We start from the raw sequence: 13,808 nt of genomic DNA, 5'->3' as shown, positions 1-13,808 counted from the left end.
GCGCACCGGTTGACGGCGAGGCATGGGATCCACGCAAGCGCTGAAGCGTCGACGCGGATCGACAGGAGACGACACGATGACGGTACAGGCATTCCTGGACGCACGCGATTTTCTGCTGCGCCATCGCACCGACTACGAAACCGCGTATCGCGATTTCGAGTGGCCGGTGCTCGATGCATTCAACTGGGCGCTCGACTACTTCGACCCGATGGCGCGCGGCAACGCGCAGCCCGCGCTGTGGATCGTCGACGCGGCGACCGGCTCGGGCGATCCGTATTCGTTCGCGCAGATGTCCGAGCGCTCGTCGCGGATCGCGAACTGGCTGCGCTCGATCGGCGTCGTGCGCGGCGATCGCATCCTGCTGATGCTGCCGAACCGTGTCGAACTGTGGGACGCGATGCTCGCCGCGATGAAGCTCGGCGCAATCGTGCTGCCCGCCACCACGCAACTGTCGCCCGACGACGTGCGCGACCGCGTGCGGATCGGCGGCGCGAAATTCGCGATCGTCGACGAGAACGAAACCGCCAAGTTCGAACAGCCGGACCTCGGCCTCGCGCGGAAGATCGTCGCCGGCGCGCCGCGCGCGGGCTGGCTCGCGATGAACGACGGTTATGCGGCGAGCGCCGAATTCGAGCCGGACGCCGTCACGCACGCGAACGATCCGATGCTGCTGTACTTCACGTCGGGCACGACGTCGAAGCCGAAACTCGTCGAGCATACGCACCGCACCTATCCGGTCGGCCATCTGTCGACGATGTACTGGGTCGGCCTGCAGCCGGGCGACATCCACTGGAACATCAGCTCGCCGGGCTGGGCGAAGCATGCGTGGAGCTGCTTCTTCGCGCCGTGGAATGCGCAGGCCTGCGTGTTCGCGTTCAACTACGCGCGCTTCGAGCCGAAGGTCGTGCTCGATGCGCTCGTCAAATACCGGGTGACGACGCTGTGCGCGCCGCCGACCGTCTGGCGCATGCTGGTGCAGCAGCCGCTCACGTCGTTCGACGTGACGCTGCGCGAGATCGTCGGCGCGGGCGAGCCGCTGAATCCCGAGATCATCGAGCGCGTGAAGAAGGCATGGAACATCTCGATCCGCGACGGTTACGGCCAGACCGAGACGACCTGCCTGATCGGCAACTCGCCGGGCCAGCCGGTCGTCGCGGGCTCGATGGGCCGGCCGCTGCCCGGCTACCGGATCGCGCTGCTCGATCCGGACGGCGCGCCGGTGACCGAAGGCGAAGTCGCGCTGCCGATCGGCGCCGACGTCACGCGCCCGGTCGGGCTGATGAAAGGTTATGCGAACAACCCGGACGCGACGGCCCACGCGGTGCGCGACGGCCATTACCGCACGTCGGACATCGCGATGCGCCGCGACGACGGTTACTACGTCTACATCGGCCGCGCGGACGACGTGTTCAAGTCGTCCGACTACCGGCTGAGCCCGTTCGAGCTCGAGAGCGTGCTGATCGAGCATCCGGCGATCGCCGAGGCGGCCGTCGTGCCGAGCCCCGACCCCGTACGGCTGTCGGTGCCGAAGACGTTCATCACGTTGCGGCAGGGCTACGAGGAAAGCCCGGCGCTCGCGCTGGAGATCTTCCGCTTCTCGCGCGAGAAGCTCGCGCCGTACAAGCGCATCCGCCGTCTGCAGTTCGCGGAGCTGCCGAAGACGATCTCGGGGAAGATCCGCCGCGTCGAGCTGCGCCGCCGCGAAATCGAGCGCGGCGACGACGCGACCGCGCGCATGCCCGGCGAATACTGGGAAGAGGATTTCGCCGCCGAACTGAAATGACCGGCTGCGGGCCTCACGTGCCGCATGTCGCGGCCGTTGCCCGCCGCCGAACTGAACCGGCCGCGCGGCGGAACGCCGCTTCGCGGCCCTCTGCAAGGAGAGAGGATCGATGAATGCGAATCCGACGCCCCGTACGGGGCAAGACGTGCCGACGGTCAAGCTGCTGATCGACGGCGCCTTCGTCGAGTCCGCCACGAACGAGTGGCGCGACATCGTCAACCCGGCGACGCAGCAGGTGCTCGCGCGCGTGCCGTTCGCGACCGTCGCGGAAGTCGATGCGGCCGTGCAGGCCGCGCACGCCGCGTATGCGACGTGGAAGAACACGCCGATCTCCGCGCGCATGCGCATCATGCTGAAGTTCCAGGATCTCGTGCGCGCGAACCAGCAGCGCATCGCGAGGACGCTGACGGCCGAGCAGGGCAAGACGATCCCCGACGCCGAAGGCGACATCTTCCGCGGCCTCGAAGTCGTCGAGCATGCGTGCTCGATCGGCACGCTGCAGCTCGGCGAATTCGCGGAGAACGTCGCGGGCGGCGTCGACACCTACACGCTGCGCCAGCCGCTCGGCGTGTGCGCGGGCATCACGCCGTTCAACTTCCCCGCGATGATTCCGCTGTGGATGTTCCCGATGGCGATCGTCTGCGGCAATACGTTCGTGCTGAAACCGTCGGAACAGGACCCGATGTCGACGATGGAACTGGTCGAGCTCGCGATCGAGGCCGGCGTACCGAAAGGCGTGCTGAACGTCGTGCACGGCGGCAAGGAAGTCGTCGACGCGATCTGCACGCATCCGCTCGTGAAGGCGATCTCGTTCGTCGGCTCGACGGCGGTCGGCACGCACGTGTACAACCTCGGCAGCGCGCACGGCAAGCGCGTGCAATCGATGATGGGCGCGAAGAACCATGCGATCGTGCTGCCCGACGCGAATCGCGAGCAGACGCTCAACGCGCTCGTCGGTGCCGGTTTCGGTGCGGCCGGCCAGCGCTGCATGGCGACGTCGGTCGCGGTGCTCGTCGGCAAGGCACGCGACTGGCTGCCCGATCTCGTCGCGAAGGCGAAGACGCTGAAGGTCAACGCGGGCGCGGAAGCGGGCACCGACGTCGGCCCGGTCGTGTCGCGCGGCGCGAAGGCGCGCATCCTGTCGCTGATCGAGGCGGGCGTGAAGGAGGGCGCGAAGCTCGAACTCGACGGCCGCGGCGTGAAGGTCGCGGGCTTCGAGGAAGGCAACTTCATCGGGCCGACGATCTTCTCCGGCGTGACGACCGACATGACGGTCTACACCCATGAAATCTTCGGGCCGGTGCTGGTCGTGATGGAAGTCGACACGCTCGACGACGCGATCGCGCTCGTCAACGCGAATCCGATGGGCAACGGCGTGGGCATCTTCACGCAGAGCGGCGCGGCCGCGCGCAAGTTCCAGAGCGAGATCGACGTCGGCCAGGTCGGCATCAACATCCCGATCCCGGTGCCGGTGCCGTTCTTCAGCTTCACCGGTTCGCGCGGCTCGAAGCTCGGCGATCTCGGGCCGTACGGCAAGCAGGTCGTGCAGTTCTACACGCAGACCAAGACGGTCACCGCGCGCTGGTTCGACGACGACGCGACGGCCGGCCCGGTGAACACGACGATCCGGCTGCACTGAGCGGCGGAGGATACCACCATGAAAATCGGATTTATCGGCCTCGGCCACATGGGCGCGCCGATGGCGCTGAACCTGCTGAAAGCCGGCCATGACGTGCATGCGTTCGACCTGAGCGCCGATGCGTTGCGCGCGTTGCAGGACGCCGGCGCGCAGGTGGCCGCGTCGCCGCGCGACGCGGCGTCGGGCGCGACGTTCGTGATCACGATGCTGCCGGCCGCGCCGCACGTGCGGTCGGTGCTGTCCGGCGAAAACGGCGTGCTGGCCGGCCTCGGCGCGGGCGCGACCGTGATCGATTCGAGCACGATCGACCCGGCCAGCGCGCAGGCGTTCGGCGCGCTGGTGCGCGAGCACGGCGGCGCGTTCGTCGATGCGCCGGTGTCGGGCGGCACCGGCGGCGCGGCGGCCGGCACGCTGACCTTCATGGTCGGCGGCAGCGACGCGGATTTCGAGCGCGTGAAGCCCGTGCTCGCCGGCATGGGCAAGAACATCGTCCATTGCGGCGCGACCGGCATGGGGCAGGTCGCGAAGGTCTGCAACAACCTCGTGCTCGGCATCTCGATGGCGGCCGTGTCGGAGGCGATGTCGCTCGGCGTCGCGCTCGGCATCGACCCGAAGGTGCTGGCCGGCATCGTCAACACGTCGACGGGCCGCTGCTGGAGCTCGGATACCTACAACCCGTACCCGGGCGTGATCGAGACCGCGCCGTCGTCGCGCGGCTACACGGGCGGCTTCGGCACCGACCTGATGCTGAAGGATCTCGGGCTCGCGAACGACGCGGCGAAGCAGGCGCGCCAGCCCGTCTATCTCGGCGCGCTCGCGCAGCAGCTGTACCAGACGATGAGCAGCCGCGGCGACGGCCAGCTCGATTTTTCGGCGGTGATCCGCCTGTACCAACCGGCAACGAAGAAGGACGCGTGATGATCGAACTGGACTACGTCGACGACGGCGCGATCGCGTGCGCGACGCTCAAGCGTCCGCCCGCGAACGCCTTTACCGCCGACGGGCTGCAGCAACTGCAGGCAACCGTCGCCGAACTGAATGCGAACCCGCGCGTGCGCGCGCTGGTGATCACCGGCGACGGGCCGAAGTTCTTCAGCGCGGGCGCCGACCTCAACACGTTCGCCGACGGCGACCGCGCGGTCGCGCGCGCGATGGCGGCGCGCTTCGGCGCGGCGTTCGAGGCGCTGCACGACGCGCGCGTCGTGACGATCGCGGCGATCAACGGCTACGCGATGGGCGGCGGGCTCGAATGCGCGCTCGCGTGCGACCTGCGGATCGCCGAGACGCATGCGCAGATGGCGTTGCCCGAACCGTCGGTCGGCCTGCTGCCGTGCGGGCTCGGCACGCAGACGCTGCCCTGGCTCGTCGGCGAAGGCTGGGCGAAGAAGATCATCCTGACCGGCGCGCGCGTCGACGCGGCGACGGCGCTGCGGATCGGCCTCGTCGAGGACGTGGTCGACAGCGGCGCCGCGCGCGACGCGGCGCTGGCGCTCGCGCGCAACGTCGCGCGGCAGAGCCCGCACGCGGTCGCGTACAGCAAGGAGCTGATCGGCCTCGCGCGCCGTGGCGTGCCGCGCGGCGCGGCGCTCGCGGTCGAGCGCGAACGCTTCGTCGACCTGTTCGACACGGCCGATCCGCGCGAAGGCGTCGCTGCGTTCCTCGGCAAGCGCGCGCCGCAATGGCACACCGACGGAGAGCCGCAACGATGAGCACGCCGGTGACGAATCACGACGCGTTCGCGGAGCACGCGCCCGAGGTGCTGTTCCGCGTGGTGAACCGCGTGGCGCTGATCACGCTGAACCGTCCGGCCGCGCTCAACGCGCTGTCGTACGCGATGATCGGCGAGCTGGCCGCGTTGTTCGAGCGCTGCCGCCACGACGACCAGATCGTCGCGGTCGTGCTGCGCGGCGCGGGCGAGAAGGGCTTCTGCGCGGGCGGCGACGTGCGTGCGCTGTACCGGATGGTCGCGCAGCGCGAGACCTGGCTGCCGTTCTTCGTCGACGAATACCGGCTCGACCATGCGATCCACACGTTCCCGAAGCCGGTCGTCGCGCTGATGGACGGCGTGACGATGGGCGGCGGCATGGGGCTCGCGCAAGGTGCGGCGCTGCGTGTCGCGACCGAGCGCAGCAAGATCGCGATGCCGGAAACGCGCATCGGCCTCGTGCCCGACGTCGGCGCGACGCATTTCCTGGCGCGCATGCCGGTCGAACTCGAGCTGTACGTCGGGCTGACCGGCGCGATGCTGTCGGGCGCCGACGCGCTGAGCGCGAAGCTCGCGGACTTGTGCGTGCCGTCCGCATGGCTCGACACGTTCGAGACGCGCATCGAAAGCGTCAGGTGGGACGGCGACGCGCTGCCGCTGCTGCGCAAGGTGTTCGAGCCGCCGTGCAACGTGGTGCCGCATGCGGCGCTCGACAGCCAGATGCCGTGGATCGTCCGTCACTTCGACAAGCGCTCGACCGTCGAGCGGATCGTCGCGACGCTCACGCAGGAGCTGGCGCGCGAGGAACTGTCGCGCGAGCACCGTCAATGGCTGCAGGCGACGCTCGACGCGCTCGCGAGCCATTCGCCGACGATGCTTTCGGTGACACGCGAGGCGCTGCTGCGCGGCCGGCAGATGACGCTCGCCGAATCGTTCCGGATGGAGCTCGGTATCGTGGCGCGCGCGATCGAGGAGGGCGATTTCTGCGAAGGCGTGCGCGCGCATCTGGTCGACAAGGATCGCAAGCCGCGCTGGGCGCCCGCGTCGCTGGTGGAGGTGCGCGCCGAACGCGTGCGGCATTTCCTGACATCGCCGTGGAAGCTGTTCGCGCATCCGCTCGCGGATCTCGGCGCGGCGTGATGCCCCGGCGCGCCGCGCGGCGGCGCGCCGGTTCCCCCCGGTCTCATCGCAGTTCGTCGGGGCGCTCGATCATCGGCGGAATCGCCTGCGCGAGCGCGTCGATCACGCAGCGCGTCTTGCGCGGCAGGTAGCGCGTCTTCGGCCAGATCGCGTGAATGTCGCCTTCGCAGACGAAGCAGCGATCGAGCACGACCACCATCTCGCCGCGCTTCACGTAATGGTCGAGCAGCCAGCTCGGCACCCACGCGATGCCGAACCCCGATGCGCCGGCCGCGGCGATCGCCTGCACGTCGTCGAAACTCAGTTGATGCGGCATGTCGATCCGCACCGTCGAGCCGTCCGGCGCGCGCAAGTCCCACGGTTGAACCACGCCCGAGCGTGAATACGCGATCGTCCGGTGATGCTTCAGGTCGTCGAGCGTCTTCGGCATCCCGTGGCGCGCGAGATACGACGGTGCGGCGCCGAGGCTGCCGTATTGCGTGCCGAGCCGCCGCACCGCGAGGCTCGTGCTGTCCGCGAGCGTGCCGATCCGGACCGCGAGGTCGATGCCTTCCTCGACGAGATCGACGAACCGGTCGGTGATCGACACGTCGATCCGCAGATGCGGGTAATGGCGTGCGAGATCTAGCACGATCGGCGTCACGCAGTGGTGCCCGAACGCGAGCGGCACGCTCAGCCGCAACTTGCCGCGCGCCTCGTTGCGGCCGCAATCGAGATCGGCCTCCGCCGCTTCCAGTTCCGCCAGCGCGCGCACGCAGCGGTCGTAGTACGCCTGGCCGTCGTCGGTCAGGCTCTGGCTGCGCGTCGTGCGCTGCAGCAGCCGCGCGCCGAGCCGCTTCTCGAGCCGCGCGATCGCCTTACCGACCGCCGAGCGCGTCATGTCGAGCCGTTCCGCCGCGAGCGCGAAGCTGCCCGATTCCACTACCTGCACGAAGGTCGTCACGCCGTCGAGTCTGTCGGTCATCGCAAGTTGCCGTGATTGATTCCTGAAATTCCCCAGTTCGTGGAAATGCATGCGTCAATGGGGAGGGAAATTCTCACTATAGTACCGATTCCCGCCCAGCGTGCGTTGCCGGCCGCACGCGGCGAATCCTACTCACCTGGAGGCGCGCGGCCTGTCGCCGGGCCGCCGCGCAATACGCATGACACGATCCGACTCCCGCAGGAACGCGGTCGCACTCGCGGCCGTCTGTCTCACGTCGCTGATGTTCGGCCTCGAGATTTCGAGCGTACCGGTGATCCTGCCGACGCTCGAACACGTGCTGCATGGCGACTTCAACGGCATGCAGTGGATCATGAACGCATACACGATCGCGTGCACGACGGTGCTGATGGCGGCCGGCACGCTCGCCGACCGGTTCGGCCGCAAGCGCGTGTACGTGATCGGCACCGTGCTGTTCGGCGCGACGTCGCTGCTGTGCGGACTCGCGCCGAACGTGCCGGTGCTCGTTGCGGGCCGGCTGTTGCAGGGCGCGAGCGGCGGCGCGATGCTGATCTGCCAGATCGCCGTGCTGTCGCACCAGTTCCGCGAGGGCCGCGAGCGCGGCCGCGCATTCGGGATCTGGGGGATCGTGTTCGGGATCGGCCTCGGGTTCGGGCCGATCGTCGGCGGCTCGATCGTCGCGCTGGCGAGCTGGCCGTGGGTGTTCCTCGTCCATGCGCCGCTCGCGGCCGTCGCGCTCGTGCTGATCGGCGGCGCGGTGCGGGAGTCGCGCGATCCGCATGCGGGCACGCTCGACGTCGCGGGCATCGTCACGCTGTCGCTCGCGGTGCTCGGCCTTGCGTTCTACATCACGCAGAGCGCGGCACTCGGGCTTGCGAGCGCGGCCGGGCTCGGCGTGCTCGGGGCCACGGTGCTCGCGCTGATCGGTTTCGTCGTCGCGGAGCGCGCCAGCGCACGGCCGATGTTCGACTTCTCGGTGTTCCGGATCCGCGCGTTCACCGGCGCGATCTTCGGCTCGATGGGGATGAACTTCAGCTTCTGGCCGTTCATGATCTACCTGCCGATCTGGTTCCAGGTCGCGCTCGGCTACGACAGCGTGACGGCCGGCCTCGCGTTGCTCGCGTACACGCTGCCGACGCTGGTCGCGCCGCCGTTCGGCGAGCGGCTCGCGCTGCGCTACGGGCCGGGCGTCGTGATTCCGGGCGGCCTGTTCACGATCGCGGCCGGCTTCGCGTTGATGCGGCTCGGCAGCGCGGCCGGGCATGCGAGCTGGCTGACGATGCTGCCCGGCTGCGTGATCGCCGGCATCGGGCTCGGCTTGACGAACACGCCCGTCACGAACACGACGACGGGCGCGGTGCCGAGTTCGCGGGCCGGGATGGCGTCGGGGATCGACATGAGCGCGCGGATGATCTCGCTTGCGCTGAACATCGCGGCGATGGGCTTCGTGCTGGTCGCGGGGATCGTCGCGAGCCTGAAGGGCGGGGCGGCCGGCGCGATCGACGATGCCGCGCTGCGCAGGCTCGCGCAGGAAATCGCGTCGGGCCGCACCGACGGGCTGCACGCGATCGCACCCGCGCTCGCGCAGGCCGACCCGAGCGGCGCGGCGCTGCATGCGGCGCTCGTGCACGGCTTCGGCTGGGTGATGGTCTACGGCGCGGCCGGTGTTGCCGTGCTCGCGACCGCGAGCGCGGTGGCGTTCGCGCCCGCGCGGCGCCGGGCAGCGGTATGCGAATGACGCGGCCCGCGCGCGGCGCCGCGCCGCCGCTCAGGACGTCCCGCCGCCGAGCGCGCGGTACAGCGTCATCTGGTTGTTGAGCCGGTTCAGGCGCGTCAGTTCGTCGGCGCCTTGCGCGCTCCTCAGCACCTGCTGCTGGTCGAGCCACGGCTGCACGGCGGTCGCGCCCGCCGCGAAACGCGCGGCGGCCAGCCGTTCCGCGCGCTGCGCCTGTTCGAGCGACAGCGCGCGCTGTCCGGCTTCGCGTTCGAGCTGCACGCGTGCCGACAGCGCATTCTCGACTTCCGCGAGCGCCGTGTAGAGCCGCTGGCGGAATCCGACCACCGCCTCCTGGTACTGCGACTTCGACACCTTGATCTGCAACCGCATCGTGTTCCACTGGATGAACGGCAGCGCGAGGCCGAGCCCGAGCGTGCCGACTGGGTTCGTCAGCACGCGCTCGAGGCTCGTGCTCGTCGTGCCGGCGCTGCCGGTCAGCGTGAAGGTCGGGTAGAAGCTCGTGCGCGTCGCGTCGACCTGCGCAAGCGACTCGCGCAACCGGAATTCCGCGGCGCGCAGGTCGGGGCGGCGGCCCAGCAGGCTCGCGGGCAGGCCGGCCGCGACCTCGGGCGGCGCTGCGTCGGGCAGCGCCGACGGTTCGGCCGCAAGCTGCTGCGGCGGCCGGTCGAACAGGATCGCGAGCGCGTGGCGATTCTCGGTGCGTTGCTGGATCAGCTGCGTCTGCGCGGCGCGTTGCGCGGCGAGGCTCTGTTCGGCCTGCGCGAGATCGAGCCCCGACACGGCGCCGGCGGCGTGTCGCGACCGGACGAGCGCGAGCGTGCGCACCGCATACGCGATGTTCGCGTCGCCGAGTGCGATCTGCCGGTTCAGATAGCCGAGCTGCCAGTACAGCGACGCGGTCGTGCCGATCAGCGACAGCCGGGCGGCTTCGAGATCGGCGGCCGTCGCATCGGCTTCCCAGCGCGCCGAGTCGCGCAGCGCGGCCAGCCGGCCCCACAGATCGATTTCATAGCTGAGCGAACCGTTGATGCCGCTCGACCGGCTCGTCCGGTGCGTAACGAGCGTGCGCGACACGGTGCCGTTCGCGCCGGCCGTCACGTTGGGCGTCAGGTTCGTATCGGCGAGACCGGCCTGCAGCTGCGCACGATAGACGCGGATCGCCGCGATCGCGAGGTCGTTGTTGGCGCGCAGCGCGTCGTCGATCAGCGCGTCGAGTTGCGGATCGTTGAAGCTGCGCCACCAGTCGCGCGTGGTGGCCGGCGCGTTCGCCGCGACCGGCGCGGCCCAGTGCGCGGGCATCGCGACGGCCGGCAGCGGATCGTGACGCGCACCCGCGCACCCGGCGAGCAGCGTGGCCGCGCACGCGAATGCGCCGAGGCGGCGAAGCGGTGAGGAATGCGTCATGGCAGGTCTTTCGTCAATCGCGCGCGAGCGCATCGATCGGATCGAGCCGCGACGCGTTGCGTGCGGGCATGAACCCGAATATCACACCGGTGAGCGTCGAGCACACGAACGCCGTCACGATCGCGCCGGCGGAGAACACCATCTTCCACTGCACGACGAACATCGAGAACAGCGCGCCGAGCCCGAACGACAGCGCGATGCCGATCGTGCCGCCGAGCAGGCAGACGAGCACGGCCTCGACGAGGAACTGCTGCAGGATGTCGGATTGCCGCGCGCCGACCGCCATCCGGATGCCGATCTCGCGCGTGCGTTCGGTGACCGACACCAGCATGATGTTCATCACGCCGATCCCGCCGACGACGAGCGAGATCACGGCGATCAGCGACAGCAGCAGCGTCAGCGACTGGCCGGTCTTCTCGACGGTCTTGACCACGCTGTCCATGTTGTACGTGAAGAAGTCCTTGCGGCCGTGGCGCTGGATCATCAGCTTCTCGAGGCTTTTCTCGGCGGCGGCGCTCGGCTGCCCGTCGCGCACGCGCACGGTGATGCTGTCGAGATAACGCTGGCCGAACAGGTGCCCGCTCGCGGTCGTGTACGGCACCCACACGTTCAGGCTCTTCACGCTGCCGAACGCGCTCTTCTTGTCGGCCGTCACGCCGATCACGACGCACGGCACGTTGTCGACCAGGATCACGTCGCCGACCGGGTTGCGCGTCGCGCCGAACAGCTTGCGGCGCGTGTTCTGGTCGATCACGGCGACCTGCGCCTGGCGGCGCACCGCGTCGTCGTCGAACGCGGCGCCGAGCGCGAAACGCATCCCGCGCGCCTGAAAGTAGCGCTCGCCGACGCCGCTCACGAGCGCGTTGACGTCGACGTTGCGGTAGCGCAGCAGCAGCGTGCGCGACGTTTCGGGCGTCGCGCTGTCGACGTACGGCTGCTCGGCGAGCGCGGCGACGTCGGCCGGCACGAGCGTCTGGATCGTGTCCGCGCGGCTGTCGCCCCAGTCGGTGCCCGGATAGATGTTGATCGTGTTGGTGCCGATGCTGCCGATCTCGTCGAGCATGTAGCGCTTCGCGCCTTCGCCGATCGCGACGATCGACACGACCGACGTGATGCCGATGATGATGCCGAGCATCGTCAGCAGCGTGCGCAGCCGGTGCGACACGAGCGCGATCCAAGCCATCCGGCATGCCTCGGCGAAGCGGCCGGTGCCGGCCGCGAAGCGCGGGGCGGGATCGGTATCGGCGTTCGCGTCGGCGTCGGCGGGCGTGGCCGTATCGTGACGATCGACTGCCGACGAGCCGGCAGCCGTGGCGGTTTCGGCGGCTTCGGCCGTATCGATGCCGGCTTCGGCGAGCGCTTCCGCGTAGTGCCGGTTCGGCCGGTCGGCGACGATCTCGCCGTCGCTGATCTCGATGATGCGCCGCGCATGGCGCGCGACGGTCTTGTCGTGCGTGACGATCACGATCGTGTGGCCGAGCGCGTTCAGCTCGTGCAGGATCCGGAGCACCTCCTGGCCGCTTTTCGTGTCGAGTGCGCCGGTCGGCTCGTCGGCGAGGATCACCTGGCCGCCGTTCATCAGCGCGCGCGCGATGCTCACGCGCTGCTGCTGGCCACCGGACAACTGCCCGGGGCGATGATGCGCGCGATCGGCGAGCCCGAGGCGGGCGAGCAGTTCGCGTGCGCGGGCGTGCCGCGCCGCGCGTGGGGTGCCTGCATAGATCGCGGGCATTTCGAGGTTCGCGACCGCGTCGGCGTGCGGCAGCAGGTGGTAGCGCTGGAACACGAAGCCGAAGTGCTCGCGGCGCAATTGCGCGAGCTCGTCGCTGTCGAGCATGTGCGTGTCGCGCCCGCCGACCGTGTACGTGCCTTCGCTCGGATGATCGAGGCAGCCGAGGATGTTCATCAGCGTCGACTTGCCGGAGCCCGACGCGCCGACGATCGCGACGATCTCGCCCGCGTCGATCGACAGGTTCACGTTGTTCAGGACGACGACGTCCTTGTCGCCGGCCGGAAAGCGTCGTGTCACGGCGGCGAGTTTGAGCAGGGGCTGGCGCATCGTCACACCGCGTCCGACAGCAGCGCGTGGTCGTCCGCCGAGGCCTCGCCGAGCACCACGCGCTCGCCGTCCTTCAGGCCGGCCAGCACTTCGACGCGCACGTTGTTGTTGATGCCGATGCGGATGTTGCGCGTGTCCGTGCTGCCGTCGGCGCGCAGCACGCGCACCGCATAGGTGCCGTCCTTGCGTTTCTCGCCGAGTGCGGCGGCCGGGATGCTCAGCGCGTTGCGCGCGTTGCCGAGCACGATGCTGACCTGCGCGGTCATCGCGATGCGCAGCCGGTGCTCGGGATTCGGCACGTCGAACAGCGCGTTGTAGAACACCGCGGCATTCGGTTTCGCGCCGCCTCCGCCGAGCGGGCTTTGTACGTCGGCGTAGTTCTGCGGCGCCGGTTCGATCGCGCGCAGCTTGCCGTAATGACGCTTGTCCGGTTCGCCGAGGCTCGTGAAATACGCGGTCTGGCCGGCGCTCACGCGGATCACGTCGGCTTCCGACACCTGCGCCTTCACGGTCATCGTGTCGAGATTCGCGAGTTTCAGAATCACCGGCGCCTGCTGCTGCGCGATCACGGTCTGGCCTTCCTGCGTGACGATCGCGACGACCTGGCCGTCGATCGGCGCGACGATGCGCGTGTAGCCGAGGTTGGCCTGCGCGGTCTCGATCTGGATGCGGGCCGAACGGATCTGCGCGGCGAGCGACGCGAGGGTCGCGCGCTGCACGTCGAGCGTCGCCTTCGCGGCTTCGAACGATTCGCGCGACGTCGCGTCGTCGGGCAGCATCGCCTGCTGGCGGCGGAACGCGAGTTCGGCTTGCGTCAGCTGCGCGGCCGCCGATTGCTGCTGCGCGCGCAGGCTTTCTTCGCTGGCGCGCGCCTGGCGCAGCGCGTTTTCCGAGATCACTGGATCGATCTCGGCGAGCCACTGACCCTTCGCGACCTTGTCGCCGAGGTTGACCTTCAGCGTCTTCAACTGCCCCGACACCTGTGCGCCGACGTCGACCTGCCTGAACGCCTGCAGCGCGCCGGTCGCGAGCACCGCGTTCTCGAGATCGCCGCGCGTGACGGGCGCGGACAGGTACTGCGGGTGCTTGTCGGGCGCGCAGGCTTTCAGCGTGACGCCGGTGGCGATCGCGACGACGGCAAGGGTAGCCAGCACGATGCGCCGGCGGCAATGGGTCTTCTGGGCCATGAGAACACTGCGAGGATGAAGCGGTGCCGGCGATGCGTGCGGCCGGGCGGGACGATCCGGCCGGCGTCGCATGCCGGGCATGTCGCCCGCGACGGCATCCGCGTACGCATCGCGCGGGCGTGCCGGGCCGAATCAGGCGCCCATGGTAAGCGAGGAATTCGCGCCGAATCGTGTGGAAATTGTGCTGAATTGTGCGAGCGCCGTGTCGCA

At 69.5% G+C, this 13,808-nt stretch carries 10 protein-coding genes; 6 read left to right on the top strand and 4 right to left on the bottom strand.

The window, feature by feature from the left end; all coding sequences use genetic code 11:
- Positions 1–76 precede the first annotated feature (76 nt).
- The 5 genes from AC0KUR_RS06610 (at position 77) to AC0KUR_RS06590 (ending at position 6,267) form a co-directional block, all read left to right on the top strand.
- A complete protein-coding gene (locus AC0KUR_RS06610; protein WP_473375577.1) occupies positions 77–1,783 on the top strand; it encodes an AMP-binding protein in 1,707 nt (568 codons plus the stop codon).
- A 109-nt stretch (positions 1,784–1,892) separates the two neighbouring features.
- Complete coding sequence (locus AC0KUR_RS06605) at positions 1,893–3,422, top strand: CoA-acylating methylmalonate-semialdehyde dehydrogenase (protein WP_034189305.1); 1,530 nt, start codon at positions 1,893–1,895, stop codon at positions 3,420–3,422.
- 18 nt (positions 3,423–3,440) lie between these two features.
- Entirely contained in the window at positions 3,441–4,340 is a 900-nt protein-coding gene (mmsB, locus tag AC0KUR_RS06600) for a 3-hydroxyisobutyrate dehydrogenase (RefSeq protein ID WP_049031012.1), read from the top strand.
- A complete protein-coding gene (locus AC0KUR_RS06595) occupies positions 4,340–5,131 on the top strand; it encodes an enoyl-CoA hydratase (RefSeq protein WP_049031013.1) in 792 nt (263 codons plus the stop codon). Before mmsB ends, AC0KUR_RS06595 begins: the two co-directional genes overlap by 1 nt.
- The gene (locus AC0KUR_RS06590) at positions 5,128–6,267 is read left to right on the top strand and encodes an enoyl-CoA hydratase/isomerase family protein (RefSeq protein ID WP_069706732.1); all 1,140 of its coding nucleotides are present in this window, start codon (positions 5,128–5,130) and stop codon (positions 6,265–6,267) included. The genes AC0KUR_RS06595 and AC0KUR_RS06590 overlap by 4 nt, the downstream gene beginning before the upstream one ends.
- Before the next feature lie 43 nt (positions 6,268–6,310).
- Here AC0KUR_RS06590 and AC0KUR_RS06585 read toward each other — a convergent pair whose 3' ends face one another.
- Entirely contained in the window at positions 6,311–7,231 is a 921-nt protein-coding gene (locus AC0KUR_RS06585; RefSeq protein ID WP_069706733.1) for a LysR family transcriptional regulator, read from the bottom strand.
- A gap of 178 nt (positions 7,232–7,409) precedes the next feature.
- Between AC0KUR_RS06585 and AC0KUR_RS06580 the strand changes: the two genes are divergently transcribed.
- A complete protein-coding gene (locus AC0KUR_RS06580) occupies positions 7,410–8,948 on the top strand; it encodes an MFS transporter (RefSeq protein WP_473375576.1) in 1,539 nt (512 codons plus the stop codon).
- A 30-nt stretch (positions 8,949–8,978) separates the two neighbouring features.
- Here the strand turns inward: AC0KUR_RS06580 and AC0KUR_RS06575 are convergent, their stop codons facing one another.
- Genes AC0KUR_RS06575 through macA form a run of 3 tightly spaced genes read right to left on the bottom strand, consistent with a single transcriptional unit; the run spans position 8,979 to position 13,598 of the window.
- Positions 8,979–10,352, bottom strand: a complete 1,374-nt coding sequence (locus AC0KUR_RS06575) for an efflux transporter outer membrane subunit (protein WP_473375575.1) — start codon at positions 10,350–10,352, stop codon at positions 8,979–8,981.
- A 13-nt stretch (positions 10,353–10,365) separates the two neighbouring features.
- Positions 10,366–12,411 (bottom strand): MacB family efflux pump subunit, encoded by a 2,046-nt coding sequence (locus tag AC0KUR_RS06570; protein ID WP_473375574.1) that lies wholly within the window; start codon positions 12,409–12,411, stop codon positions 10,366–10,368.
- Positions 12,412–12,413: 2 nt separating this feature from the next.
- Entirely contained in the window at positions 12,414–13,598 is a 1,185-nt protein-coding gene (macA, locus tag AC0KUR_RS06565; protein ID WP_226252670.1) for a macrolide transporter subunit MacA, read from the bottom strand.
- Positions 13,599–13,808 lie beyond the last annotated feature (210 nt).

This window comes from Burkholderia sp. YHN3-13 (assembly GCF_055810675.1).
The sequence above is the reverse complement of the archived record's forward strand: the minus strand, read 5'-3'. Positions and strand labels throughout refer to the sequence as shown.

What these genes read in the sequence shown, in the direction of transcription:
- AC0KUR_RS06610 (WP_473375577.1), top strand. Translation starts at nt 77, where the DNA reads ATGACGGTACAGGCATTCCTGGACGCACGCGATTTTCTGCTGCGCCAT.
- AC0KUR_RS06605 (WP_034189305.1), top strand. Translation starts at nt 1,893, where the DNA reads ATGAATGCGAATCCGACGCCCCGTACGGGGCAAGACGTGCCGACGGTC.
- mmsB (WP_049031012.1), top strand. Translation starts at nt 3,441, where the DNA reads ATGAAAATCGGATTTATCGGCCTCGGCCACATGGGCGCGCCGATGGCG.
- AC0KUR_RS06595 (WP_049031013.1), top strand. Translation starts at nt 4,340, where the DNA reads ATGATCGAACTGGACTACGTCGACGACGGCGCGATCGCGTGCGCGACG.
- AC0KUR_RS06590 (WP_069706732.1), top strand. Translation starts at nt 5,128, where the DNA reads ATGAGCACGCCGGTGACGAATCACGACGCGTTCGCGGAGCACGCGCCC.
- AC0KUR_RS06585 (WP_069706733.1), bottom strand. Translation starts at nt 7,231, where the DNA reads ATGACCGACAGACTCGACGGCGTGACGACCTTCGTGCAGGTAGTGGAA.
- AC0KUR_RS06580 (WP_473375576.1), top strand. Translation starts at nt 7,410, where the DNA reads ATGACACGATCCGACTCCCGCAGGAACGCGGTCGCACTCGCGGCCGTC.
- AC0KUR_RS06575 (WP_473375575.1), bottom strand. Translation starts at nt 10,352, where the DNA reads ATGACGCATTCCTCACCGCTTCGCCGCCTCGGCGCATTCGCGTGCGCG.
- AC0KUR_RS06570 (WP_473375574.1), bottom strand. Translation starts at nt 12,411, where the DNA reads ATGCGCCAGCCCCTGCTCAAACTCGCCGCCGTGACACGACGCTTTCCG.
- macA (WP_226252670.1), bottom strand. Translation starts at nt 13,598, where the DNA reads ATGGCCCAGAAGACCCATTGCCGCCGGCGCATCGTGCTGGCTACCCTT.